General features: G+C 64.5%; 21 protein-coding genes and 1 tRNA gene. 17 read left to right on the forward strand and 5 right to left on the reverse strand.

What is annotated here, in order from left to right:
- Positions 1–130: 130 nt before the first annotated feature.
- On the forward strand, positions 131–2,029 hold the full coding sequence (locus AB4Y73_RS05955) for a propionyl-CoA synthetase (protein WP_441869877.1): 1,899 nt from the start codon (positions 131–133) through the stop codon (positions 2,027–2,029).
- Here AB4Y73_RS05955 and AB4Y73_RS05960 read toward each other — a convergent pair.
- Together AB4Y73_RS05960 and AB4Y73_RS05965 are read right to left on the reverse strand one after the other, a co-directional pair.
- On the reverse strand, positions 2,026–2,739 hold the full coding sequence (locus AB4Y73_RS05960; RefSeq protein ID WP_441869880.1) for a response regulator: 714 nt from the start codon (positions 2,737–2,739) through the stop codon (positions 2,026–2,028). The two genes, AB4Y73_RS05955 and AB4Y73_RS05960, sit on opposite strands and share 4 nt — an antisense overlap.
- Entirely contained in the window at positions 2,736–4,376 is a 1,641-nt protein-coding gene (locus tag AB4Y73_RS05965; protein ID WP_441869888.1) for a sensor histidine kinase, read from the reverse strand. The genes AB4Y73_RS05960 and AB4Y73_RS05965 overlap by 4 nt, the downstream gene beginning before the upstream one ends.
- A gap of 143 nt (positions 4,377–4,519) precedes the next feature.
- Between AB4Y73_RS05965 and AB4Y73_RS05970 the strand changes: the two genes are divergently transcribed.
- From AB4Y73_RS05970 to AB4Y73_RS06015, 10 genes are all read left to right on the forward strand, one after another.
- Positions 4,520–5,866 (forward strand): cation:dicarboxylate symporter family transporter, encoded by a 1,347-nt coding sequence (locus tag AB4Y73_RS05970; protein ID WP_441869891.1) that lies wholly within the window; start codon positions 4,520–4,522, stop codon positions 5,864–5,866.
- Positions 5,867–6,100: 234 nt separating this feature from the next.
- A complete protein-coding gene (locus AB4Y73_RS05975; RefSeq protein WP_441869894.1) occupies positions 6,101–7,000 on the forward strand; it encodes a ParA family protein in 900 nt (299 codons plus the stop codon).
- A 7-nt stretch (positions 7,001–7,007) separates the two neighbouring features.
- Positions 7,008–7,820, forward strand: coding sequence for a segregation and condensation protein A (locus AB4Y73_RS05980; protein ID WP_441869897.1), 813 nt, complete (start codon positions 7,008–7,010; stop codon positions 7,818–7,820).
- On the forward strand, positions 7,817–8,503 hold the full coding sequence (gene scpB, locus AB4Y73_RS05985) for an SMC-Scp complex subunit ScpB (RefSeq protein WP_441869900.1): 687 nt from the start codon (positions 7,817–7,819) through the stop codon (positions 8,501–8,503). The genes AB4Y73_RS05980 and scpB overlap by 4 nt, the downstream gene beginning before the upstream one ends.
- Before the next feature lie 111 nt (positions 8,504–8,614).
- A complete protein-coding gene (locus AB4Y73_RS05990) occupies positions 8,615–9,895 on the forward strand; it encodes a pseudouridine synthase (protein WP_441869903.1) in 1,281 nt (426 codons plus the stop codon).
- A gap of 3 nt (positions 9,896–9,898) precedes the next feature.
- Positions 9,899–11,008 carry a prephenate dehydrogenase gene (locus tag AB4Y73_RS05995; protein WP_441869906.1) on the forward strand — a complete coding sequence of 370 codons (1,110 nt, stop codon included), beginning with the start codon at positions 9,899–9,901 and terminating at the stop codon, positions 11,006–11,008.
- Positions 11,008–11,721: a (d)CMP kinase gene (gene cmk / locus AB4Y73_RS06000; RefSeq protein WP_441869908.1), complete on the forward strand. Its 714-nt coding sequence runs from the start codon at positions 11,008–11,010 to the stop codon at positions 11,719–11,721. Before AB4Y73_RS05995 ends, cmk begins: the two co-directional genes overlap by 1 nt.
- A 28-nt stretch (positions 11,722–11,749) precedes the next feature.
- Complete coding sequence (locus tag AB4Y73_RS06005) at positions 11,750–12,442, forward strand: lysophospholipid acyltransferase family protein (RefSeq protein ID WP_441870271.1); 693 nt, start codon at positions 11,750–11,752, stop codon at positions 12,440–12,442.
- On the forward strand, positions 12,439–13,989 hold the full coding sequence (gene der, locus AB4Y73_RS06010; protein WP_441869911.1) for a ribosome biogenesis GTPase Der: 1,551 nt from the start codon (positions 12,439–12,441) through the stop codon (positions 13,987–13,989). Before AB4Y73_RS06005 ends, der begins: the two co-directional genes overlap by 4 nt.
- A gap of 147 nt (positions 13,990–14,136) precedes the next feature.
- Positions 14,137–14,213, forward strand: a tRNA-Pro gene (locus AB4Y73_RS06015).
- A 952-nt stretch (positions 14,214–15,165) separates the two neighbouring features.
- Here the strand turns inward: AB4Y73_RS06015 and AB4Y73_RS06020 are convergent.
- Both AB4Y73_RS06020 and AB4Y73_RS06025 read right to left on the reverse strand, forming a co-directional pair.
- Entirely contained in the window at positions 15,166–16,035 is an 870-nt protein-coding gene (locus tag AB4Y73_RS06020; protein ID WP_441869914.1) for an Fpg/Nei family DNA glycosylase, read from the reverse strand.
- 4 nt (positions 16,036–16,039) lie between these two features.
- A complete protein-coding gene (locus AB4Y73_RS06025) occupies positions 16,040–16,639 on the reverse strand; it encodes a hypothetical protein (protein ID WP_441869917.1) in 600 nt (199 codons plus the stop codon).
- A 118-nt stretch (positions 16,640–16,757) separates the two neighbouring features.
- On the opposite strand from AB4Y73_RS06025, the gene gcvH reads away from it, so the two are divergent.
- From gcvH to AB4Y73_RS06050, 5 genes are all read left to right on the forward strand, one after another.
- The gene (gcvH, locus tag AB4Y73_RS06030) at positions 16,758–17,144 is read left to right on the forward strand and encodes a glycine cleavage system protein GcvH (RefSeq protein WP_190988958.1); all 387 of its coding nucleotides are present in this window, start codon (positions 16,758–16,760) and stop codon (positions 17,142–17,144) included.
- 142 nt (positions 17,145–17,286) lie between these two features.
- Positions 17,287–17,763, forward strand: a complete 477-nt coding sequence (locus AB4Y73_RS06035; RefSeq protein ID WP_441869920.1) for an FHA domain-containing protein — start codon at positions 17,287–17,289, stop codon at positions 17,761–17,763.
- 23 nt (positions 17,764–17,786) lie between these two features.
- Positions 17,787–18,503 (forward strand): transcriptional regulator FtsR, encoded by a 717-nt coding sequence (ftsR, locus tag AB4Y73_RS06040; RefSeq protein ID WP_190988999.1) that lies wholly within the window; start codon positions 17,787–17,789, stop codon positions 18,501–18,503.
- Positions 18,503–19,006 (forward strand): bifunctional nuclease family protein, encoded by a 504-nt coding sequence (locus AB4Y73_RS06045; protein WP_190988956.1) that lies wholly within the window; start codon positions 18,503–18,505, stop codon positions 19,004–19,006. Before ftsR ends, AB4Y73_RS06045 begins: the two co-directional genes overlap by 1 nt.
- A gap of 237 nt (positions 19,007–19,243) precedes the next feature.
- A complete protein-coding gene (locus AB4Y73_RS06050) occupies positions 19,244–19,843 on the forward strand; it encodes a MerR family transcriptional regulator (RefSeq protein ID WP_441869923.1) in 600 nt (199 codons plus the stop codon).
- 84 nt (positions 19,844–19,927) lie between these two features.
- Here the strand turns inward: AB4Y73_RS06050 and AB4Y73_RS06055 are convergent, their stop codons facing one another.
- Positions 19,928–20,749 (reverse strand): ParA family protein, encoded by an 822-nt coding sequence (locus AB4Y73_RS06055; protein WP_441869925.1) that lies wholly within the window; start codon positions 20,747–20,749, stop codon positions 19,928–19,930.
- Between the two features lie 303 nt (positions 20,750–21,052).
- Here AB4Y73_RS06055 and AB4Y73_RS06060 point away from each other — a divergent pair, with 303 nt between their 5' ends.
- The gene (locus tag AB4Y73_RS06060; RefSeq protein WP_441869927.1) at positions 21,053–24,448 is read left to right on the forward strand and encodes a pyruvate carboxylase; all 3,396 of its coding nucleotides are present in this window, start codon (positions 21,053–21,055) and stop codon (positions 24,446–24,448) included.
- The last annotated feature ends 64 nt before the right edge of the window (positions 24,449–24,512 follow it).

A 24,512-nucleotide genomic window follows, 5' to 3' on the forward strand; every position in this document is an offset into this window, starting at 1 on the left:
AAACCACCTTTTCGCTCTAGTTCTACCCATAATCGCGTTTCCGGAAGCACCTATGTATACATAGGCCTTGTGTGGCCGGCGGTCCGCGCATAGCATGGAGAGCAATTGTCAGCGTGGACGGGAGCTCATCATGGTCGGCATGAACTATCAGGAAACTTATTCGCGGAGCTTGGAAAAACGGGACGACTTCTGGCTTGAGGCTGCGAATGCGGTGTCGTGGAGCAGGGAACCGTCTGCGGCGCTGGATGACTCGGCGGCCCCGCTTTACCGCTGGTTTCCGGACGGCATGCTGAACACCTCCTACAACGCCCTCGACCGGCACGTTGAAGCCGGGCGCGGTGACCAGGACGCCCTCATCTACGACTCCGCGATGCTGGGTGTCAAGCGCACCTTCACCTATGCCGAACTGACGGCCTTGGTTGCACGGTTTGCCGGGGTGCTGCGCTCGCAGGGCGTGGGGAAGGGAGATCGCGTGGTCATCTACATGCCCATGATTCCCGAAGCGGTCATCGCCATGCTGGCGACCGCACGGCTCGGGGCCGTGCATTCAGTGGTGTTCGGCGGGTTCGCGCCGAAGGAGTTGGCGGCCCGGATCGACGACGCCAAGCCGTCTGTCATTGTCACCGCTTCGGGCGGCATCGAACCTTCACGGCGGGTGGAGTATCTGCCCGCCGTTGCCGAGGCCCTCGCCCTGAGTGCCGCCGGCCAGCTTCCGGTCATCGTCAAGGGCCGGGAAGGTTTCGCCACCGCGCTCGCAGACTTTCCGGGGTGGCTGGATTGGGACCAGGCGATGGAAAACGCCGTTCCGGCGGCGCCCGTGGACGTGGCCGCAACGGATCCGCTCTACATTCTTTACACGTCCGGCACGACCGGAACCCCCAAGGGTGTGGTGCGGGACAACGGCGGGCACGCCGTCGCCCTCTCCTGGACCATGGCGAACATCTACGACATTGGACCCGGCGACGTGATGTGGACGGCGTCAGACGTGGGCTGGGTGGTGGGCCACTCCTACATCGTTTATGGCCCTCTGCTGGCGGGTGCCACGTCGGTACTCTACGAGGGAAAGCCGGTGGGCACTCCCGACGCCGGCGCCTTCTGGCGCGTAGTTCAGGACCATAAAGTGAACGTGCTGTTCACTGCACCCACTGCCCTGCGGGCGATCCGCAAGGCCGACCCGCAGGCGGCGGAACTGGCCCGGTACGACATCTCAAGCCTTCGCACACTGTTTGCGGCCGGGGAACGGCTCGACACGGAAACGTACCGCTGGGCCGGCGAAGTCTTGGGCGTTCCCGTGGTGGACCACTGGTGGCAGACCGAAACCGGCTGGGCCATTTGCGCCAACCCTCGCGGCTTGGAGGACTTGCCCTTCAAGCCTGGTTCACCCACCGTGCCCATGCCTGGCTTTGCCCTGAACATCGTGGATAGTTCCGGCGAACCGGTGGACCCGGGGGAGGAGGGGAACATCGTACTGGGGCTGCCGCTGCCTCCGGGCACCCTCACCACGCTCTGGCAAAACGATGACCGCTACGTGGCCTCCTACCTGGCGGCCTTCGAGGGCAGCTACGTTACGGGCGATAGCGGCTACCGGGACGCCGATGGCTATGTCTTTGTGATGGGCCGCACCGATGACATCATCAACGTGGCAGGCCACCGGCTGTCCACCGGTGCAATTGAACAGGTCATCTCCAGCCACCCGGCCGTCGCGGAGTGCGCCGTGATCGGGGTGGCGGACCCCCTCAAGGGGCAACGCGCCAGCGGCTACGTGGTACTCAAAGCCGGAGTGGACGCCGACGAAGCCCAACTGGTCCGCGAGCTGGTGGCCCTGGTGCGCAAGGACATTGGACCCGTGGCCGACTTTAAGCACGCGACGGTGGTTCAGGCCCTGCCCAAGACCCGGTCGGGCAAGATCCTGCGCAAGACGATGCGGCAGATTGCCGACGGCGACGAGTACGTAGTGCCCTCCACCATTGAGGACCCGGACGTCATCGGGCAGTTGTTGGGCGTGCTGCGGCCGGGCGGCGCCGCCTAGGACCGGTTCCAGCCGTATTCGTTCTCCGGACGGCCGGGCGTGCCGTAGCGCGGTGCCCGGGTGGCCGTGCCGGCGTCGGCAAGGTATTCGAGGTAGCGCCGGGCGGTCACCCGCGACATGCCCAGCGCCGTCATGACCTCGGTGGCCGACACCGCGCTCCCTTGCTGCTTCAGGTACTCCTTGACGGCCTCGAGCGTGGAGCCGGAGAGGCCTTTCGGTAACGGCAGTTCCGACGGCGCCCGGAGGCTTGCAAACGCCTGGTCCACTTCGCTCTGGGACGCCCCCGCCCTGCCCGCCCCGGCCGCGGGCGCCGCCAACTGCTGCCGGAACAGCCGGTAGCTGCCCAGCTTGTCCGCAAACGTGGAATACGTGAAGGGCTTGATCAGGTACTGGACCACGCCGATGGCAACCGCGCTCCGGACGATCGCCACCTCCCGTACGGCAGTGATCGCGATGATGTCCGCCAGGATCCCGGCGGCGCGCATCCGCCGGGCAATGTCCAGGCCGTGCAGATCCGGAAGGTTCATGTCCAGCAGGACGAGTTCCACCGGTTGGCCGGCAGCCGCGAGCTCCGCCAGGAGCCTGAGCGCGGACTGTCCGTCAGGTGCGGTGCCTGCCAGCGCGAACCCGGGCATCCGGCCCACGTAGGCCGCATGGGCTGCGGATGCCACCGGTTCGTCCTCCACCACGAGGACTCGGATATCACTCACAGGACCTGCTCCTCCTTATCCGTTCCGGCGGCCAGGGCCGGCAGGAAGACATGGAAGCGTGCGCCGTGTGCGCCGGTGATTGTCATGGTACCGTCCAGCCGCTGCACGGCCTGCCGGACGAGGGCCAGGCCAATGCCGCGCCCGAAGGGGCCCGCAGCCTTTGTGCTGAAGCCCTGCCGGAAAATGTCCTCCACCGCGGCCGGGTCCACACCCGGGCCCGAATCCTCCACCGTGATGTCCAGGCCTTCAGAATCGGACTCAACCGTCAGCTGTACCGACTTGGGTCCGGCGCCATCCGCGGCTGCGTCGATCGCGTTGTCCAAGAGGTTTCCCAGGATGGTGACAAGGTCCTGGACAGCCAGGCCCGTGACTGACGCAGAGCCTTCTGCCGCGAGCGTCAGCTTGACGCCGCGTTCATTCGCTTCTGCCGCCTTGCCCATGATCAGGGCGCTGAGTACGGGCTCGTCCACGGAGCTCACCATCTCATCCGTGAGCTGCTGACTCAGTTCAAGGTCCTTGGTGGCGAAGTCCAAGGCCTCCCGGGTGCGGCCCAGTTCCAGCAGGGAAACCATGGTGTGCAGCCGGTTGGCGTGCTCGTGGGTCTGGGCGCGGAGGGCATCGGAGAGCGTCCTCATTGTCTCCAGTTCACTGCCCAGTGACTCGATCTCCGTCCGGTCGCGGATGGTGGCAACGGTTCCGAAGACGGCCGGGCGCCGGACGCCGGGGGAGACCGGCTCAACGGCCGGGCCCTGGTTCACCACCACGATCCGCGGACCCGTCAGATGGATCTCGTCGAGGGCAGTCCGGCCCGATTCGAAGAGGGCCTTTAGGCTCGGTGCCAGCGGGAGGTCCGCCAGCAGCGGTGGCCGTGACGGATCGTCGTCCGAGCCCCGGGGCTCCAGCCCCAGCAGGTCTGCTGCCTGGTCGTTGTACATCACCACCCTGCCCTTGGTGTCGATGAGAATGAGCCCTTCGCGGACGGAATGAAGTACCGATTCGTAATAGGCAAACAACTGCGCCAACTGCTCGGGCCCCCAGCCTCGGGTTACGCGGCGCAAGTACCGGCCCAACAGCAAGGACGCCAGCGAGCCGCCTACCAGAAGGGCGGCGCCGAGGGCCAGCAGCGCCGGCAACCGGCCGGAAAGGGCCACATCGACCGTCCGGACTGTGACACCGGCGGCGACGAGGGCCCTGACTTTCCCGGCAGCATCCTTGACCGGAACAACGGTCCGCACGGAGGGCCCAAGCGTTCCCGCCGTGACCTCCGTGAATATTTCGCCGCGCAGCGGGGCCTCGATGGAGCCGATGTAGGGCCTGCCGAGTTCCTCGTTCCGGGGATGTGTCCAGCGGGTCCTGTCCGGTGCCATGATGGTGACGAAATCCGCTCCGGAACCAGCCATGACGGCCAGCGCATAAGGCTGCAGCAGCGACGACGGATCCGCGGCGTCAGCAGCCTGCAGGACCAGCGGATTGGCGGCCACAGCGGCCGCCACCCCGGTCATCCGCCGTCCGGCTTCCTCATAGCTGCGGTCCCGGGCATCAACATAGGTCGCCGTGCCCACGATCGCGATGAAGGCAAGCACAATCAGCAGGTTGGCAACAAAAAGCCTGCGGGCGATACTCCAGCGGTGAATCATCAAGCACCTCCCATGACCAATATGAACGCAACGGTGAGCTAAGTCACGGCATGCCCAATGATGGATATCACACCAGACCGACGCGACGAGCCCAGAGAATGCGCCGCAGCGTCTACCAGATTATCCATATAAGGAGACACATCTTGGCTTCTCAACGAGGAGAGTCAGCAGCGCCTGCAAAGGCCGCCCGCAAGGGGCTCGACAAATCGCACTACCTCTACATGGCCGTTATTGCCGCCGTGATCCTGGGCGCCGTGGTCGGCCTGCTGTTCCCAGAGGTCGGCAAATCGCTGAAGCCGCTCGGCGACGGCTTTATCAAGCTGATCAAGATGATGATTGCCCCCATCATCTTCTGCACTATCGTCCTGGGCATCGGCTCCATCGCCAAAGCGGCCACGGTGGGCAAAGTGGGAGGCCTGGCGCTGGGGTACTTCATCGTTATGTCCACCTTTGCCCTGGCCATCGGCCTGGTAGTGGGCAACCTCATCCACCCGGGTGAAGGCCTCAAGCTGACGCCCTACGATCCCAACAAGAAGGCTGCCACCGACAGCACCGTGGACTTCCTGCTGGGCATCATCCCCGGTGATATCCCCGTCCTGCCCACCCTCCTGGCGGCCATCCTGGTAGGGTTTGCCCTCCAGAAGATGGGCCCGCAGGGTGCTCCAATCCTTAAGGCCATCGGTCACGGCCAGGCACTGGTCTTCCGCATCCTCATCATGATCATGTGGCTCGCCCCGGTAGGTGCCTTCGGTGCCATCGCCGCCGTTGTCGGCGCCACCGGCTTCCAGGCAATCATCAGCATGTTTACGCTGATGGTGGCGTTCTACATCACCTGTGCGCTGTTCATTGTGGTCATCCTCGGCGGAATCCTCCAGGTGGTTGCAGGCGTCAACATCTTCAAGCTCATGAAGTACCTGGCCCGCGAATACCTCCTGATCTTCTCCACCTCATCCTCCGAAGCAGCCCTGCCGCGCCTGATCGCCAAGATGGAACACCTGGGCGTCTCCAAGCCGGTTGTCGGCGTCACGGTTCCGACCGGTTACTCGTTCAACCTTGACGGCACCGCCATTTACCTGACCATGGCATCCCTGTTCGTGGCGAACGCCATGGGCATGCCTATGGATCTTGGTGCACAGGTTTCCTTGCTGATCTTCATGATTATTGCCTCCAAGGGTGCCGCCGGCGTTACCGGTGCCGGCCTGGCCACACTGGCTGCCGGTCTCCAGGCGCACGCGCCCCAGTTGCTGGGAGGCGTGGGCATGATCGTCGGCATCGACCGGTTTATGTCCGAGGCCCGGGCCCTGACCAACTTCACCGGTAACGCCGTCGCCACTGTCCTCATCGGCACCTGGGTCAAGGAGATCGACGGCGAGCAGGTCACCAAGGTGCTCTCCGGCGAACGTCCCTTCGACGAGCAGACCATGATCGCAGGCCACGGCGACCGGATGGGCACGTCCTCCGCCAACTCAGAGGTAGCGGCCCACGCCTAAAACTCCCTTCTGACCCTGCGAGATAAACCGCCCCTGCAGCCCTGCTGCAGGGGCGGTTTCTCTGTCCGGCAGGGCAACCTTCGACCTCTAGTAGAAGGTAAAGGCTCAGAATGCCCCCAAAGTCAAGTTCCCTCGAATACCGTGTCGGGGCCTGTAGCCTAGGTGAAAAGCAGGATCGGCGCTGGATCATCAGCGGCAGGAAAAATCACCGTCATCGAAAGTGTGGATAGATACGTGAGCAGCGAACAGGGTTCGGCAACTCTGGAAGGCACGGAACTCGATCTGGAAGACGCCGTGATGGGTCCCACCGGGCGCCCCCACCGCGAATTTCCGGAACCCGCACCGCTGTCTTCCCACGGGCCGGCGCGAGTAATCGCCATGGTCAACCAAAAGGGTGGCGTGGGAAAGACCACGTCCACCATCAACCTGGCGGCTGCACTCGCCGAATACGGCCGCAGGGTGCTGGTGGTTGATTTTGATCCCCAGGGCGCGCTCTCCGCCGGACTGGGCATCAATCCCCACGAGCTGGACCTGACTGTCTACAACGTCCTGATGGACCGCAAGGTGGACATCCGCGATGCCATCCACCAGACCGGCGTCGAAAACCTGGACCTGCTGCCGGCAAACATCGACCTCTCCGCCGCCGAGGTACAGCTTGTCAACGAGGTGGCCCGCGAACAGGTCCTGGACCGGGCGTTGAAGAAAGTTGAGGACGACTACGACGTCGTCCTGATCGACTGCCAGCCGTCGCTTGGCCTGTTGACCGTCAATGCCCTCACTGCCGCGCACGGCGTGGTCATCCCGCTGATTTGTGAGTTCTTCGCCCTCCGTGCGGTTGCCTTGCTGGTGGAAACCATCGACAAAGTCCAGGACAGGCTCAATCCCCGCCTGCAGGTGGACGGCGTTCTTGCCACAATGTATGACGCCCGAACCTTGCACAGCCGCGAAGTCATCAGCCGTCTGGTGGAAGCCTTCGGCGACAAGGTGTTCGAGACCGTCATCAAGCGCTCCATCAAGTTCGCCGACGCCACAGTGGCGGCCGAACCGATCACCAGCTACGCAGGAAACCACATCGGCGCGGATGCGTACCGCCGCCTGGCCAAGGAACTGATTTCCCGCGGCGGCGCACCCTAGCCAGGCCGTGGCTGAGTCCAAGCCCGGCTTTGAGGTGCGGCTGGCCAACTTCACGGGTCCGTTTGACCTTCTGCTGGGCCTCATCGCCAAGCACCAGCTGGACATTACCGAGGTGGCCATCGCCACCGTCACTGATGAGTTCATCAAGTACATCAGGAAGCTCCAGAAACTCGGTGAGGAATGGGCACTGGACGAAGCCAGCGAGTTCCTCGTCATAGCGGCCACGCTCCTGGACCTCAAAGCGGCACGCCTGCTGCCGGCCGGCGAAGTGGAAGACGACGAGGACATCGCCCGGCTGGAGGCCCCTGACCTCCTGTTTGCCCGCTTGCTCCAGTACAAGGCGTTCAAGCAGGTGGCCGCGCTGATGGCCGAAAGCCTGGAGCAGGAGGCACAGCGGTTTCCGCGGCAGGTTGCGTTGGAGGAGCACTTTGCCGCCATGCTTCCGGAGCTGGTGTGGAAACATACGCCGCAGCAATTCGCGCGCCTGGCCGAAGCAGCCCTGCAGCCAAAGGCGCCCAAGCCCACTGAAGTGGGCCTCGCCCACCTTCACGGCAGTGCAGTCAGCGTCAAGGAACAGGCTGAAGTCCTGGCCCTGCGGCTCCAAGTGGGAAAGCCCTTGTCCTTCCGGGCACTGATAGCCGACGCCGAGTCCACCTTGGTGGTGGTGGCCCGTTTTCTGGCGTTGCTTGAATTGTTCCGCGACAGGGCGGTCTCCTTCGACCAGCTTTCACCGCTGGGCGACCTCACGGTGCACTGGACGGCGGACGGCAAGGACTGGTCAACGGAAAACCTGAGTGAAGAGTATGAGGAGCAACTGTGACTGAGGGCTTTTCAGCCACCCCCACGGCACCTGCCGATGATGATGCGCAGGAATATCCGGATGTCCACCACGGGCTCCCGGGTGGTGCCAAGGCCGCCCTCGAAGCGGTCCTGATGGTGCTGGACCAGCCTGCCACCGCCACCGAACTCGCCACCGGCCTTAATCTGACGGTCGCCGCCGTCGAGCAGCTACTCGCGGAACTGCAGCGGGAGTATAGCGGCTATACTGTTAAAGCCCCGGACATGGACGATGCCAGCGTTGCTGGTTTCAGCTCCAGCCCCCGGGGTTTTGAATTGCGGAGCATCGCCGGTGGCTGGCGGATCTACTCCCGCGCAGACTTCGCCGACATTGTGGGCCGGTTTGTGCTGGAGGGTCAGACGGCCAGGCTGACGCAGGCGGCACTTGAAACACTTGCTGTCATCGCGTATCGCCAGCCTGTCTCCAGAGCCAGGGTGTCCGCAATTCGGGGAGTCAATGTCGATTCTGTCGTACGGACATTGACCCAGCGCGGGCTGATCGAAGATTCGGGAAATGATCCCGAGTCGGGAGCCATCCTGTACCGGACCACATCGTATTTCCTGGAACGGATGGGAATCGGGTCCGTGGCGGAACTGCCGCAGCTCTCACCCCATCTTCCGGGGCTCGAGGGCATCGCCGAGTTCTACGACGCCGACAGAATGTAGGCGGGATTTCCCGCCTGCGCACAAGAGTATTCATAAGGGCAGATAAATTCTGCATGGCTGGCTAGGGTTGTTCTTGGACAACTTGCCGGTCAACATATCGAAGGACGGGTCATGACACAGGCGGGACGCCAGGGTTCACCACGTAACAGTTCGGGACGCAACAGTTCAGAACGCAGTGCCGGAGGCGGCACGGGCCGCAGTACGCCGGCGGGCCGTAATCCTGCCCAGGGCGGCGCGGGCCGTAATCCTGCACAGGGCGGCAGCGGCCGCCCCAGCGCAGCAGGCGGTGGATTCCGCGCCGGCGCCGGCAAACGCAACGCCGGGTTCGGCGGCGGCGACCGCCCCTACAAAGCGCCGAAGCCGCGCGAGGAGCCTTTCGTTGATCCCGGCGATGCCCCGGCATCTGCTACCGGCCGCGGAGACTCCGACTGGAAGGGCGCCGCGGCCTCATCACGGAAGCCTGCCGCCCGGAAGCCGGGCGCCAAAAAAGCACCGGGCACTCCCGGGGCGCTCAAGCCTAAGCCGCGCGCCGGCAAGCCGGGGGCAGCAGCCTCACGTGCTTTCGGTAGCGAACGCTTCGGCCAGAACCTTGGCCCCGTGCGCAAGCCTTCCCGCAAGCGCGGACCCCGCGGTCCGGTACCGCAGTCTGAAATGCACGACGCCGATGGCACCCGCCTGCAGAAGGTCATGGCCCAGGCAGGCGTGGCGTCGCGCCGCGTCTGTGAGGAAATGATCGCTGAGGGCCGCGTTGAAGTTGACGGCCAGGTAGTCACCGAGCTTGGTGTCCGCGTGGATCCCAAGACAGCTGTCATCCACGTGGACGGGCTGCGCATCCAGCTGGACGAGAACCTCGTTTACATGGTGTTCAACAAGCCCAAGGGCGTGGTGTCCACCATGGAAGACCCCGACGGCCGGCCGTGCATCAGTGATTTTGTGCGGAAGACCCATCAGGGGGAACGCCTGTTCCACGTGGGCCGGCTGGACGTCGCCACGGAGGGCCTGCTGCTCCTTACGAACGACGGCGAGCTGGCCAACCGACTGACCCATCCGTCCTACGAGGTGCCTAAGACCTACCTGGTCCAGGTCCGCGGCCCGTTCCCGCAAGGAATTGGTGCCCAGCTGAAGGAAGGCGTGGAACTCGAAGACGGCTTTGCCTCCGTGGACTCGTTCAGGCTGGTGGACTCCACCCCTGGCCACGTGCTGATTGAAGTTGTGCTGCACTCCGGTAAAAACCGGATTGTCCGGCGTTTGTTTGACGCTGTTGGCTTCCCGGTCCTGCGCCTGGTGCGCGTCAAGGTGGGCCCCATTGGCCTGGGCGACCAGCGCCAGGGCAGCATCCGCAACCTTGGCAAGCAGGAAGTCGGCCACCTGCTGGCATCCGTAGGGCTCTGACGCATGTCCGCATTTCGCTCTCACGGGCGCGGACACCTCAACGGTCCGGTCGTGGTGATTGGCACCGGCCTGCTCGGCACCAGCATCGGGCTGGGCCTGCGGGGGCGCGGTGTGCCCGTGTTCCTCTCCGATCCGTCGCCCACCAACCAGGCCGTTGCGGTAGACATCGGTGCCGGCCAGCCCTTGGCCATGCTCGGCGGTGAGTCGCCGGAGCTTGTGGTGGTGGCGGCACCGCCGGATGTGACAGCCACTGTTGTGGCGCAGGCGCTGGCTGACTACCCGGATTCCATTGTGGTGGACATCGCCAGCGTCAAAGCCTCCATCCTGGCGGAGATGCAGGGGAGCGGCGCCGACATGTCCCGTTATGTGGGTACGCACCCGATGGCGGGCCGCGAAAAGTCCGGTCCTGTTGCGGCCCGCGGTGAGCTCTTCACGTCCATGCCGTGGGTGGTTTGCCCCGGCCCGGAATCGTCCGCTGCCGCTGTGCAGACAGCGCGTTCGCTGGCAACCGATCTCGGAGCGGTAGTTTCTGAGTTCACACCTGACGAACATGACCAGGCCGTGGCCCTCGTCTCGCACCTGCCCCAGATCATGTCCTCGCTGCTGGCCAGCCGGCTTCAGGGGACCCCGCTTCACGCGCTGTCCCTTGCGGGCAACGGCCTGCGGGACGTTACCCGGATCGCTGCCAGCGACCCCAAGCTGTGGGTGCAGATCCTGGGCGGCAACGCGGCGAAGGTCGTGGAGATCCTTTACGGCGTCCGCGAGGACCTGAACCGGCTGATCGGCACCTTGGAGGAACCCTTGGCGCCGGGTGCCAGGCTGGACCTGGCCCAACTCATCAGCGAAGGCAACGCCGGGCAGGCCCGCATTCCGGGCAAGCACGGCGGGCCGCCGCAGGCGTATGCCTGGTTGACAGTCCTGGTTGATGATACGCCCGGCCAGATCGCCAGGCTCCTCACCGAGATCGGTGAGATCGGCGTCAACCTGGAGGACCTTCGGCTTGACCATTCCTCGGGGCAGAATGTGGGCATGGTGGAACTCTCCGTGCTGCCGAACAAGCACGACCACCTGATCGAAGCACTCAACGACCGCGGATGGCGGGTACTCCAGTAATGACACAAGAACTTCTCGACACCATGCCGGCTTTGCGCGTCGGCAGGCCACTCGTGGTGGCCATCGATGGCCCTTCCGGATCGGGCAAATCCAGCGTCAGCAGGGAAGTGGCCCGCAGGCTGCACCTTGCCTACCTGGACACCGGCGCCATGTACCGTGCCCTGACGTGGTTCTGCGTCAACGGCGGAATCGATCTTGCCGACGCCGCCGCCGTGGAGCAGGCGGCCCGGGACCTGGTCCTGGACCTGAGCACCACACCCCAGGCGGAATTCGTGCGCGTGGACGGGACCGATGTTACCGATGCCATTCGCGAGCCAGCCATTTCGTCGGCGGTCAGTGCGGTGGCCACCACGTTGGGCGCCCGGACCGAACTGATCCGCAGGCAGCGCGCACTCATCGAAAAGCACCACCGCCGCATGGTGGTGGAAGGGCGGGACATCACCACCGTCGTCGCGCCGGGCGCCGAAGTCCGGATGCTGCTGACTGCCAGCGAAGAAGCACGGCTTCGCCGCCGCGGCATCCAGCTGGGCGGCACGCAGAACGCGGAGCAGCTCGCCGCCCAGGTGACCCAGCGCGATGCCAAGGATTCCACGGTGGTGAACTTCACGCAGGCAGCCGACGGCGTGGTCACACTCGATTCGTCGGACCTTGACTTTACGGAAACGGTTGATGCCGCCCTGGTGATCGTGACGAAGGTCCTCAACCGTGACTGACCGCGCTAAGCTTCCCTCGGCTCTGACCATGACTTGGAGCAGGCCCGTCGGCTGGCTCCTGGACCACGCGGTGTACCGGACATCCGTCACCGGCAGGCATAACGTCCCCACAGGCGGGCCGGTGATTTTTGCCGGCAACCACATCAGCTTCCTGGACGGGCCGGTGATGTTCGGGGCGTCTCCGCGCCCCATGCACATCCTCGTTAAGAAGGAGATGTTCAAAGGCTTCCTGGGCCGGGTCCTCAGCGCTTCCGGCCAGCTTCCGGTGGACCGTTCCGGGGACCGGGCAGCACTGCTGCTGGGCAAGGACGTGCTCGACGCCGGCCGCTGCATTGGGATTCTCCCGGAAGGTACACGGGGGAGCGGGCAGGCGACGGACATCAACAACGGGGTCGCCTGGCTGGCACTGAACTCGGGCGCACCCGTGGTCCCTGTGGCGATCCTCGGCACCAGGACGGGCAATGAACACCTCGACACCGTACCCAGGCCCGGGCGGCGGTTCCACGTCAGCTTCGGAAACGCACTGACCCTGAGCCGCAACCCCGGCGAAACAGGCCGTGCTTCAATGGACAGGGCGGGATTGGAAATCCGCGCTGCGCTGGCGGGGCACGTCCAGGACACCATTGAACACAGCGGGCAGCCCCTGCCCCACGCGGACCAACCGCTCGAACCAGCAGTAGCCGGGACGCCGGCAGATGACCACATAAGGAAAGTGCAATGAGCGATACGACTCAAACCTCCGGCCCCTCCGGCGCCGGCGAAGACGAATACACGCCCTCCGGCACGGACCAGGTGGCCGAGCGGCTGGCCGCGATCGGCGACGACGAAGCGGAGCTTCGGGCCGCCTCGCTCCGGGCCGGTCTGGCAGACTACGACCTGGATGAGGACGATGCCGCCCTGCTGAGCGGGGATTATGACGATGAGGACTTCGACGGCCCCGTAAAGCTCGACCCCGTCCTGGCCATCATCGGCCGCCCTAACGTGGGCAAGTCCACGCTGGTGAACCGTATCCTCGGCCGCCGCGAAGCCGTGGTGGAGGATACCCCGGGTGTGACCCGCGACCGCGTGATGTACTCGGCGCACTGGAACGGGCGCAACTTCACCCTGGTGGACACCGGCGGGTGGGAGCACGACGCCCGTGGCATCCATGCACGTGTGGCCGAACAGGCTGAAATGGCCGTGGAACTCGCCGATGCCGTGCTCTTTGTGGTCGATTCGGCTGTGGGCGCCACCGCCACTGACGAGGGCGTCATGAAGATGCTCCGCCGCAGCAAAAAGCCGGTCATCATGGTGGCCAACAAGGTGGATGACTTCGCCCAGGAGGCTGACTCCGCCACCCTGTGGGGCCTCGGCTTCGGCGAGCCCTACCCCGTCTCGGCCCTGCACGGCCGCGGCGTGGCGGACCTCCTGGACCATGTCATGGACACCCTGCCGGAGTTCTCCACCATTGAGGGCCTGGAACGTTCCGGCGGACCGCGCCGGATCGCATTGATCGGCCGGCCCAACGTTGGTAAGTCATCACTGCTGAACAAGCTCGCGGGCTCCGAGCGCGTGGTGGTGGACAACACTGCCGGCACCACCCGGGACCCCGTGGATGAATTTATTGACCTGGGTGGCCGCACCTGGCGCTTCGTGGACACGGCAGGCATCCGCCGCCGTCAGCATATGGCGCAGGGCGCGGACTACTACGCTTCACTGCGTACGCAGGCCGCGCTCGAAAAGGCGGAGGTCGCCGTCGTGCTCCTCGCGGTTGATGAGGTGCTCAGCGAGCAGGACGTCCGCATCCTGCAGCTGGCCATCGAGTCCGGCCGCGCGCTGGTTCTGGCGTTCAACAAGTGGGACCTGCTCGACGACGAACGCCGCACCTACCTGGAACGCGAAATCGAACAGGACCTGGCCCACGTGGCCTGGGCACCCCGGGTCAACATTTCGGCGCTCACCGGTTGGCACAAGGACCGCCTGGTGCCCGCCCTGGACCTCGCCCTGGAGAGCTGGGACAAGCGCATCCCCACCGGCAGGCTCAACGCCTTCCTGGGCGAACTGGTGGCAGCACACCCGCACCCGGTCCGTGGCGGAAAGCAGCCGCGCATCCTCTTTGGCACGCAGGCATCGAGCCGGCCGCCCAAGTTCGTGCTGTTTACCACCGGATTCCTGGACCCCGGCTACCGCCGCTTCATCACCCGCCGGCTGCGTGAGACCTTCGGTTTCGAAGGCACACCCATCGAGGTCAACATGCGGGTGCGCGAAAAACGCGGTAAGCAGCGTTAAATCCGACACACCGGGGGCGTGTGGGTGGCGAAGTGTCACCGGCACCCCCCGGGATCGTGTAAGCTTTTCAAGGTGGTTCGGCCGGACTGCTGAGTTGAAATCCTGGGTAACACTGGGAGTAAACGCAGCGGAGAACGGCGGAACTGACGGGCTGTAGCGCAGCTTGGTAGCGCACTTGACTGGGGGTCAAGGGGTCGCAGGTTCAAATCCTGTCAGCCCGACCACGAAGGACCGGAATCACGCGGAAACGCGTGGTTCCGGTCCTTTATTATTTGGCGGTCCGTTTAGCCGGGCCGCTTACTGAGGGCTTGGCATTGCCCAGTCTTACTGGGCGCTGCCCGCTGGGCTGGTTAGCCCTCACGTGGAGGCGCCGCCAGTTCACCCCAGGCTTTGGAATCAGCGCCGCACATAGACGAGGTCGCAATTCCACCTGTGGTCGTACTTGTTGCCCCACTCGTACCAGTCGTGGTGCCTGTCGAAGCAGTGGTAGAGGTACCGGTAATTATTGTGGCGGGAGTCGCGGTCATCACCGCGGCGGCCGTCATCGCGGTGGTCGTCGCTTCGGTGGTCATTGCTGTAGGACGCGCGATCGTTGCCGCTGTTTGCGAAGGCAGCACCAGCTGTAAGAGCCGATCCACCGAGGGTCAGACTCGCAGCAAGTGCAGTAGAGCCTAAGAGTCGAGCTACTTTGTTCATGAGAATTATCCAAACGTGATCAATTCGTGGCTACCGCAGGAACAGGTGAAACAGGCGGCGTGAGCCGGCCATCTTCGGCGCAGTCCACTCCTATGCTGAGTCGCCTGTCTGCGGTTATTTATCAAGTCCGGTAGCTTTGCTGGCGCGGTGGGTCCGCGGGAAGCACCAAACTTGAGGGTGCCAGCGCCCGCACCAAAGGGGAACCCTAATTGCCCCCGGGTTCAGAACGGAAGGGCGCCGTGGGTGATGATGAAGGCCCAAAAATGGGCACTGAATTTTAGGTATGAGCGCCGGTGTCCGGGCCCTCATGTAACCAGTTTCCGTCCGCGCTTTGTATTCGAAGGGGGGACGTGACCACCACACTACTCAGCTGACTCCCAGGTGGGAAGGCTTGGGGTGTTATTAGGGGGATAATCCTCCATAAAGGCGCGGGAAATGTTACGCAGCCCTGTGCGGCAACCTTTAGCGACCAGCCGCTTCCTACTTCAGGAACTTGGAGGTCCTGCGGTCCGCCAGGATCTTTCCGTGCGTCTGGCAGGTGGGGCAGTACTGCAGGGCTGTGTCTGCGAACGAGACTTCCCGGACGGTATCGCCGCAGACCGGGCACGCCTCGCCGGTGCGGGCATGGACGCGCATGTGGCTGCGCTTGGCGTCCTTGAGTTCACTGGGCGGCTTCCCTGCAGCCTCGGCCAAGGCCGTTCCGAGGACGGTGTGGATCGCGTCGTAAAGCACCTGCACGGTAGGGCGGTCCAGGGTTTTGGCGATGGCGAAGGGGGAAATCCTGGCTGCATGCAGGATTTCGTCGCTGTAGGCGTTGCCGATTCCGGCAATAACGCTTTGGCTCCGCAGGAGGCCCTTGATCTGCTGGGAACTGGAGCCGAGAATCTCGGCCAGCGAGTCGGCGTCGAACTTCTCGCTGAAAGGATCCGGGCCGAGGGCGGCGATGCCCGGCACGTCGTGGGGATCGCGTACTACGTAGACTGCAAGACTCTTCTTGGTCCCGGCCTCGGTGAGATCCATGCCGTGGCGGCCGTCGGCGCCGGCGAACGTGAGCCTGGCGGCGATGTAGCTCTTGCCAAGCCGAAGTTGCGTGTCGGCGGGAGAGTCCGTGAAGCGGACCCAACCTGCCCGGGCCAGGTGGAAAACGAACGAAGGCCCATCGGTGTCGATGCAGATGAACTTTCCGAACCGCCGCACACCGGCAACACTTCTCCCCTCCAGTGCAGTGTAAGGCGGATCTGCGGTCTTCAGGACGGCGAACGAGACGATCTGGAGCTTCTGCACCACCGAACCGCGCAGCTGTCCATCCAGGAATCCGGCCAGGCCTGCAACCTCGGGTAGTTCCGGCATGGGACTACCGGCGGTCAGCCTGTGTGTCGGGTGCAGCGGGCGTTGGCTCGCCTTCCCCGTCCGCCATCGAGGCAAGGGAGCGCTCAGCCTCGGCCTTCTTGAGTAACTTCACCTTCCTGCCACGCTGCCGCCAAATCTTCCAGAGGATGACGCCCACGACGAAAATCACGACGGCGGCAATCGCCGCGATTTGTGTCCACAGCGGGAACCAGGTGGCCTCCGTGCCCAGGATCCGTTGGCCGTTGTGCGCGGCCTGGGAGCTGCCGAACATGATCCCGGCAGTCAGGAGATTGGGCGCCGCGACGGCCACCGCAACAACCAGGATCACCAGTTTCCACGGCCAGCCGAGGCTCTTACGCGTTGCCTGCCACGCCACCAGGAGAGGCACAAAGGTGAACACAAACCCGAAAAACATCCCCACCAGGATCCCGGCGCCAAGATCGCCCTGGACCTGGTTGCGGATGACGTTCGCCCACCACACTGGCAGGACGGCTGCGAGGGCGAAATACGCAATGGCCAGGAACAGAATGGCAACGGCGCCAAAGATGATCCGCGGAGCCCAATATCCCTTTTTCCTGGGTGTTTCCTGTGCCTGTGATCCCATGCGTCCCATCATGTCAGAATCATCCTCGAACGCCCGTGGACTTGTGCCTATACTTTCAGCGGCGGCCTGTTTCCCAGGCCCCGTTGACATTGGTGATTGACCCGATGAAAGGCCCCTGATGAGCAACATTCCCGAAGACCTGTCCTACACCGCCGAACACGAGTGGGTAACCGCACCGAACGCTGACGGCGTGGTCCGTGTGGGCATTACTGATTTCGCCCAGGACGCACTCGGAGATGTTGTCTACGCCCAGATGCCTGAAGCCGGAAGTAAGGTCACCGCCAATGAAGTGGTGGGCGAGGTGGAATCCACAAAGAGCGTCAGCGACATCTACGCTCCGGTGAGCGGGGAAGTGGTTGCCCGCAACGAATCCCTCGACACCGACTCGGCTCTGATCAACACTGATCCGTACGGCGACGGCTGGCTCATCGAGATCAAGCTCGCCGAAGCCGACGCCGTTGACTCTTTGCTCAGTGCATCGGAGTACGAACAGCAGGTAGGCTGAACCTAACGGGATATTCCGGTCCGGCCAGTGGGCGTCGTCGCACGTCAATGGCCGGATGCGGGCCCGCGTCCGAACCGCGCGGTGTAACCCGCAGGAAATGTTGAATGCAGTCGTGTGAGCTGCAGCGAAAGAGGAGGAAGCCATGGTTGGCCACAAGAAGGACCATGCCGAAGGCGATTACGGCACGGGTGCGGCCAGGGCTTCGGAGACCACCTCGATCCATCTCACCCCCGTCGCCGATGAGCCCATCATCGCCCCCAGGCTGTCCACCGAGGAACGGTTGTCCGTTGAGGCTCTGCCTGCGGGGTCGGCGCTCCTGGTTGCCCATAGCGGACCGAATGCCGGAGCCCGCTTCCTGCTGGACTCCGACACCACCACGGCCGGCCGGCACCCGGACGCCGACATCTTCCTCGATGACGTCACCGTTTCGCGGCGCCACGTGGAGTTCCGACGCACTCCCCGTAGCTTCGAAGTCGTGGACACGGGCAGCCTCAACGGAACGTACGTCAATCACGACCGTGTGGACAGTGTTGAGCTCAAATCCGGGAACGAAGTCCAGATCGGCAAGTTCCGCCTCACCTTCTACCTGAGCCCTGCCCGCGCTGCAGGCCGCGCCTGATTCAGGGACATTTGCCTGTGGCAATGGCCCAACCGGAACGCCGGGGACCCCAAGTCCTGAACATCGGGGAAGTCCTCGCCCAACTCAGCGCCGACTTTCCCGGTATGAGCGCGTCGAAAATCAGGTTCCTTGAGGAAAAGGGACTGATCAATCCGCGCCGGACCCCGGCCGGTTACCGGCAGTACGCGGAGAGCGATGTGGAGCGCCTCCGCTTTGTGTTGGCGCTGCAACGCGACCAGTACCTTCCCCTCAAGGTCATCAAGGACTACCTTGATGCGATCGACAGGGGCGAACGCCCCGAAAACCTGCCGCCCGGCGTCGTGGTTTCGCCCCGGATCGTCTCCGACGAACTGGCAGCGGAGCTCCAAAACCGGGGACGGAAATTCAGCGAGGAGCAACTGCGGGCCGAGTCGGGCGCGAGCGTCCCGCTGCTCCAGTCGCTGTTGAGCTTTGGGCTCATCAGCCACAGCAACGGCAAATTTGATGAGCATGCGCTCCAAGTGGCCAGGGCGTGTGTGCAGTTGGAGGGCCACGGGCTGGAGCCGCGCCACCTGCGTCCGTTCCAGGCCGCCGCGGAACGCGAATTTGGGCTCGTGGAGCGGGCGGTTGCCCCGTTGGCGTCCCGGCGCGATTCCGCTTCCCAGGCGCGGGCCGCCGAAGCAGCCCGCGAAATTTCCGACCTTTGCCTGATCCTGCACCGGGCCCTGGTGCAGGACCGCATCTCCCGTATGGACATCTGATGATCGAAGTCGAGATCGTAGGCGTTCGCATCGAACTGCCCTCCAACCAGCCACTGGTCCTCCTGCGCGAGATGCACGGTGAGCGCCACGTGCCCATTTGGATTGGAACGCCCGAAGCCAGTGCCATCGCCCTCGCCCAGCAGGGGGTAGTCCCGCCGCGGCCCATGACCCATGACCTTTTGGTGGACGTTGTGGAGTCCCTCGGGCATTCAGTGGTCAGCGTGAACATCGTTGCTGTCGAGGACAATATCTTCTACGGTCAACTCCAGTTCGAGAACGGCACCACTGTCAGTTCCCGGGCTTCGGATGCACTGGCCATCGCACTGCGGGCCAAGTGCCGCATCTGGTGCGCTGACTCCGTGATGGACGAGGCCGGGGTCCGCATCACCGAACACGATGAGGGCGAGGACGCCGAGCCCGGCCCCACCGTGGACGAGGAGCGGGAACTGCGGCGGTTCCGCGAGTTCCTGGACGACGTGGAACCTGAGGATTTCGACGGTTAAGGTCTCATTAAGGTTAAAGTTGAGGCTGAAAGTTCCGACACGCCTTTGCGATCCGGCCGAGGTCTTTGACCTGCGGCCCGCGCGGGCCTAACGTCGAAGGTATCAGGCTCCCATTGCTTACAGCAGCCGCGCAAGTCACACTGTAAAAGTACGACCCCCGCGAATTACACGGATGGACTTCATGCGTGGACTGGCTGATGCAGTGGTCCCCGGGAGCTTATACGAAGGAGGATCCAGGTGAGTCCCAAAGGCGAAGCAGGCGGACTGAAGCAGCCCACGACGACGGCTGGTGTGGCTGTGCCCGCAAGCGGTGCCCAGGGCCTCCTGTTTACCGAAGACCTCCCTGTCCTTGACGAAGACGCAGGCTACCGCGGCCCGACGGCCTGCAAAGCCGCGGGCATCACCTACCGCCAGCTGGACTACTGGGCGCGTACCGGCCTGGTTGAACCCGCCGTCCGCGGTGCTGCCGGCTCCGGTTCGCAGCGGTTGTATGGTTTCCGGGACATCCTGGTACTCAAGGTGGTTAAGCGCCTGCTGGATACCGGCGTCTCCCTTCAGCAGATCCGCTCAGCCGTGGAACACCTGCGCGAACGCGGGGTGGAGGATCTGGCCCAGATCACCCTCATGAGCGACGGCGCCAGCGTATATGAATGCACCTCCGCCGATGAAGTAATAGACCTTGTCCAGGGCGGCCAGGGCGTCTTCGGCATCGCTGTGGGCCGCGTCTGGCGAGAAGTCGAGGGCAGCCTGGCTTCCCTGCCGAGCGAACACGCGGCAGTGCAGTCCTTTCCCGACGACGAACTGAGCAAACGGCGCGCTGCACGTAAAATCAGCTGACATACGACAGAAAAAGAGGCCACCCCCGCCTGAATTACTCAGGCGGGGGTGGCCTCTTCCGTGTCGAGGACCATCCCCGGAGGATCAGCGCTGGGTCCGGTTGCGCAATCCGCTGCCTGCCGCGAGAAGGTTGGCCAGCAAGGCATCGAACAGTGCGGCCGAAGTTTTGGCCGATTCTCCGGGCCAGTGGTGCACAGGGTGGGCGGCGCCCTGGATCTGCTGCCAGTTCGCCTGCTCGGGAATCCGCGGGCTCAACAGCAGGTCGCCGAACATCGATTCCATCTCGGCGAGCCGGTAGGTGTGTTCGGACGAGCCGGTGCGGACGCGGTTTGCGACAATGCCGGCGGGGGAGAGGTTGGGGGCGAATTCCTGCTTGAAGAGCTGGATGGCGCGCATGGTCCGTTCCGTGCCGGCCACGGAAAAGAGCCCAGGCTCGGCCACGAGCGCTACCTTGTCGCTCGCGGACCAGGCCATCCGGGTCAGTCCGTTCAGGGACGGCGGGCAGTCGATGAGGACCAGGTCATAACGATCGGCGCCGGCGAGGACTGACGACAGCCGGCGGAGGTCGCGGCGGCCAAGGTCCGGCCGGTCGTAGATGCCGGTGTACGCGGAGCCCACAGCGACGTCCAGTATGGCCGGCCCGGAGCCGTTCGAATTGGCCCGTGCGGTCCAGGAACTGCCCGCTACGTTCTCCGCCAGCTTGGCGCGGCGCGGGCTCTTGAGCATCCTGCCGATGTCCAGTTGGTCGCCGGGCTGGACGCCGAGGGCCGTGGTCGCGTCTGCATGGGGATCCAGATCCACCACCAGTGTGGGAATCCCTGCGGCAAGCGCCGCAGACGCCAATCCTGTGGTGACGGAAGTCTTGCCGACTCCGCCCTTGAGGCTGCTGATGCTGACTACTTGCACTTGTGAGACCAAAACCTAACGCCGGATGCCGTGTTGGGGGTACTGTTTGCTCCGGCAGTGCCGAAGCCGGGCAGCCCCTGCCGCCGTACTCATCATATGTGGCTATGCCGGCGAATTCCGCTTTAAGGGAGACCGGCATGGCTTTACCGTCTGCTGAGCGGACCGCTTCTGCGGGCGTCCGTCGATTCACGCGGGACATGACGGAAGTTTGTGTGACTGTGGCCACAATGATTTGTGTTTGTCGGCACAGGTCTTAGACACTGTCACCACCTACCGATACACCCGCGATGATGCAGGAGAAGTATGTTTTCCAAGATTCTGGTGGCCAACCGCGGCGAAATCGCGATCAGGGCCTTCCGCGCCAGCTACGAGCTGGGCGCCAAGACCGTTGCTGTCTTTCCCAACGAGGACCGCAACTCGATCCACCGCCAGAAGGCCGACGAGGCGTATCTGATCGGCGAGGAAGGCCACCCCGTCCGGGCCTACCTGGATGTTGCGGAGGTTGTGCGGGTGGCCAAGGAGTCAGGGGCAGACGCTATCTACCCCGGGTACGGATTCCTCTCGGAGAACCCCGACCTGGCCCGCGCCGCCAAGGAGGCGGGCATCACCTTTGTCGGACCGCCGGCCGAGGTGCTGGAACTGGCCGGCAACAAGGTGGCGGCTCTGAAGGCTGCACGTGACGCGGGCGTTCCGGTCCTGAAGTCGAGCGAACCGTCCAAGGACCTGGATGAACTGATCGCGGCTGCCGACGAGATAGGCTTCCCCATCTTCGCCAAGGCAGTGGCCGGCGGCGGCGGGCGCGGCATGCGCCGCGTGGACACACGTGAAGCCCTCCCGGAAGCCCTTCAGGCGGCCATGCGTGAGGCGGATGCGGCATTCGGCGATCCCACGATGTTCCTGGAGCAGGCAGTCCTCCGCCCCCGCCACATCGAGGTGCAGATCCTGGCGGACGCCGAGGGGAACGTCATGCACCTGTTCGAGCGTGACTGCTCCATCCAGCGCCGTCACCAGAAGGTTATTGAGATCGCGCCCGCGCCCAACCTGGACGAAGGGATCCGCCAGGCGCTGTACCGCGACGCCGTGAAGTTCGCCAAGGCCCTGAACTACGTCAACGCCGGAACAGTTGAGTTCCTGGTGGATACAGTCGGCGAACGCGCGGGCCAGCACGTATTCATTGAAATGAACCCCCGCATCCAGGTGGAACACACCGTCACTGAGGAAGTGACCGACGTTGACCTGGTGCAGGCGCAGCTGCGGATCGCGTCCGGCGAGACCCTGGCGGACCTCGGCCTGTCCCAGGAGACGGTAAAGCTCCGCGGTGCCGCGCTGCAGTGCCGCATCACCACCGAGGACCCCGCCAACGGGTTCCGTCCCGACGTCGGTAAGATCACCGGTTACCGCTCCGCCGGCGGCGCCGGTGTAAGGCTCGACGGAGGCACCGTTTACTCGGGTGCCGAGATCAGCCCCCACTTCGACTCCATGCTGGTGAAACTGAGCTGCCGTGGCCGCGATTACCCGACAGCTGTTGCCCGTGCCCGGCGTGCCCTCGCCGAGTTCCGTATCCGCGGTGTATCCACCAACATCTCGTTCCTGCAGGCCGTGCTGGACGATCCTGACTTCATTGCCGGAAATGTGGCCACCAACTTCATCGACGAGCGTCCGCAGCTCCTGAAGGCCCGGGTCTCAGCTGACCGCGGAACCAAGCTGCTCACCTGGCTGGCCGAAGTGACAGTCAACAAGCCCAACGGCGAGCTCACCGTGCACTCGGATCCGGCCGCAAAGCTGCCTGCCGTGGGCGACCTGCGGCCGGTGCCCGGTTCCCGCCAGCGTCTCCAGGAGCTCGGCCCGGAAGGATTCGCGAAGGCGCTCCGGGAGCAGACGGCCGTCGCGGTCACCGACACCACGTTCCGCGACGCCCACCAGTCGCTGCTGGCTACCCGGGTACGGACCCGCGACCTCGTGGCGGCAGGCCCGTCCGTCACAGCGTTGCTGCCGGAACTCCTGTCCGTTGAAGCCTGGGGCGGTGCCACCTACGACGTAGCGCTGCGCTTCCTGGGCGAGGACCCCTGGGACCGCCTGGCGGCCCTCCGGAAGGCGCTGCCCAACGTCTGCCTGCAGATGCTGCTGCGCGGCCGGAACACGGTTGGCTATACGCCGTACCCGGAAGAGGTGACCGAGGCTTTTGTCAACGAGGCCGCCGCCACCGGCATCGACATTTTCCGCATCTTTGACGCGCTTAATGACGTGAACCAGATGGCGCCCGCTATCCGTGTGGTCCGGGCCACCGGAACTGCAGTGGCCGAGGTGGCCCTGTGCTACACCGGCGACCTGCTGAACCCGGACGAGAAGCTCTACACCCTGGATTACTACCTGGAACTCGCGCAGCGGATCGTCGACGCCGGCGCCCACATCCTGGCAATCAAGGACATGGCCGGCCTGCTCCGGCCGGCAGCGGCTGCCAAGCTGGTGGCCGCCCTGCGCGAGCGTTTCGACCTTCCCGTCCACCTCCACACCCACGACACCGCAGGCGGCCAGCTGGCAACCCTGATGGCGGCGGTTGACGCCGGCGTGGATGCCGTGGACGTCGCGTCGGCCTCCTTGGCCGGCACCACCAGCCAGGTCTCGGCTTCCGCTCTCGTGGCGGCACTGGCCCACACCCCGCGGGACACCGGCCTGGACCTGGATGCGGTCAGCTCACTGGAGCCTTACTGGGAGGCCGTGCGCCGCGTCTACGCACCGTTCGAATCGGGCCTGCCGGGCCCCACCGGCCGGGTCTACAAGCACGAGATCCCGGGTGGCCAGCTGTCCAACCTGCGCCAGCAGGCCATGGCGCTGGGACTGGGGGAGCGCTTCGAAGCTATCGAGGACATGTACACCGCGGCTGACCGTATCCTGGGCCGCCTGGTGAAGGTCACGCCGTCGTCGAAGGTTGTGGGCGATCTTGCGCTGCACCTGGTGGGACTCAACGCAGATCCCGCCGACTTCAATGAGAACCCGCAAAACTACGACATCCCTGACTCGGTCATCGGGTTCCTGTCCGGCGAACTCGGTGACCCGCCCGGAGGCTGGCCGGAACCGTTCCGCACCAAGGCACTACAGGGCCGCAGCATCAAGGTCCGCGACGTTGAGCTCAGCGCTGAGGACAGTGCCGCGCTCAAGGGAGATTCCAAGACGCGGCAGACTACGCTGAACCGGCTTCTCTTCGACGGTCCCACCAAGGATTACCTCAAGAGTGTGGAGACCTACGGCAACATCTCGGTGCTCGACACCCGCGATTACCTGTACGGTCTGCAGCGTGGCGCCGAGCACGAGATCCAGCTCGAGAAGGGTGTCCGGCTGATTGCCTCGCTGGAGGCCGTCTCGGAGCCCGACGAAAAGGGCATGCGAACGGTGATGTGTACGCTCAACGGGCAGTCACGCCCCGTCGTCGTCCGTGACCGTTCCGTGGTCAGCAACGTCAAGGCTGCCGAAAAGGCAGATCCGGCCCAGCAGGGCCACGTTGCGGCACCGTTCGCAGGCGCTGTCACGGTAACTGTCAAGGCCGGCGATACGGTTACGGCAGGCGACACCGTGGCCACCATCGAAGCGATGAAGATGGAAGCATCCATCACGACGCCGGTGGGCGGCAAGGTCTCGCGCCTCGCCATTTCAGCGGTGGAGCAGGTCCAGGGCGGTGACCTCCTCCTGGTCGTGGAGTAAACACCAATCAAACGCAACGCGGGGTCACTTCCCACCCAATAAACTCGGTTTATCGGGCGGGGAG

It is taken from the genome of Pseudarthrobacter sp. TAF60_1 (genome assembly GCF_052113505.1).
In the GTDB taxonomy this organism is placed as follows: Bacteria; Actinomycetota; Actinomycetes; order Actinomycetales; family Micrococcaceae; genus Arthrobacter.

What these genes read in the sequence shown, in the direction of transcription:
- AB4Y73_RS05955 (WP_441869877.1), top strand. Translation starts at nt 131, where the DNA reads ATGGTCGGCATGAACTATCAGGAAACTTATTCGCGGAGCTTGGAAAAA.
- AB4Y73_RS05965 (WP_441869888.1), bottom strand. Translation starts at nt 4,376, where the DNA reads ATGATTCACCGCTGGAGTATCGCCCGCAGGCTTTTTGTTGCCAACCTG.
- AB4Y73_RS05990 (WP_441869903.1), top strand. Translation starts at nt 8,615, where the DNA reads ATGACACAGGCGGGACGCCAGGGTTCACCACGTAACAGTTCGGGACGC.
- AB4Y73_RS05995 (WP_441869906.1), top strand. Translation starts at nt 9,899, where the DNA reads ATGTCCGCATTTCGCTCTCACGGGCGCGGACACCTCAACGGTCCGGTC.
- cmk (WP_441869908.1), top strand. Translation starts at nt 11,008, where the DNA reads ATGACACAAGAACTTCTCGACACCATGCCGGCTTTGCGCGTCGGCAGG.
- AB4Y73_RS06005 (WP_441870271.1), top strand. Translation starts at nt 11,750, where the DNA reads ATGACTTGGAGCAGGCCCGTCGGCTGGCTCCTGGACCACGCGGTGTAC.
- der (WP_441869911.1), top strand. Translation starts at nt 12,439, where the DNA reads ATGAGCGATACGACTCAAACCTCCGGCCCCTCCGGCGCCGGCGAAGAC.
- AB4Y73_RS06020 (WP_441869914.1), bottom strand. Translation starts at nt 16,035, where the DNA reads ATGCCGGAACTACCCGAGGTTGCAGGCCTGGCCGGATTCCTGGATGGA.
- AB4Y73_RS06025 (WP_441869917.1), bottom strand. Translation starts at nt 16,639, where the DNA reads ATGGGATCACAGGCACAGGAAACACCCAGGAAAAAGGGATATTGGGCT.
- gcvH (WP_190988958.1), top strand. Translation starts at nt 16,758, where the DNA reads ATGAGCAACATTCCCGAAGACCTGTCCTACACCGCCGAACACGAGTGG.
- AB4Y73_RS06035 (WP_441869920.1), top strand. Translation starts at nt 17,287, where the DNA reads ATGGTTGGCCACAAGAAGGACCATGCCGAAGGCGATTACGGCACGGGT.
- ftsR (WP_190988999.1), top strand. Translation starts at nt 17,787, where the DNA reads ATGGCCCAACCGGAACGCCGGGGACCCCAAGTCCTGAACATCGGGGAA.
- AB4Y73_RS06045 (WP_190988956.1), top strand. Translation starts at nt 18,503, where the DNA reads ATGATCGAAGTCGAGATCGTAGGCGTTCGCATCGAACTGCCCTCCAAC.
- AB4Y73_RS06060 (WP_441869927.1), top strand. Translation starts at nt 21,053, where the DNA reads ATGTTTTCCAAGATTCTGGTGGCCAACCGCGGCGAAATCGCGATCAGG.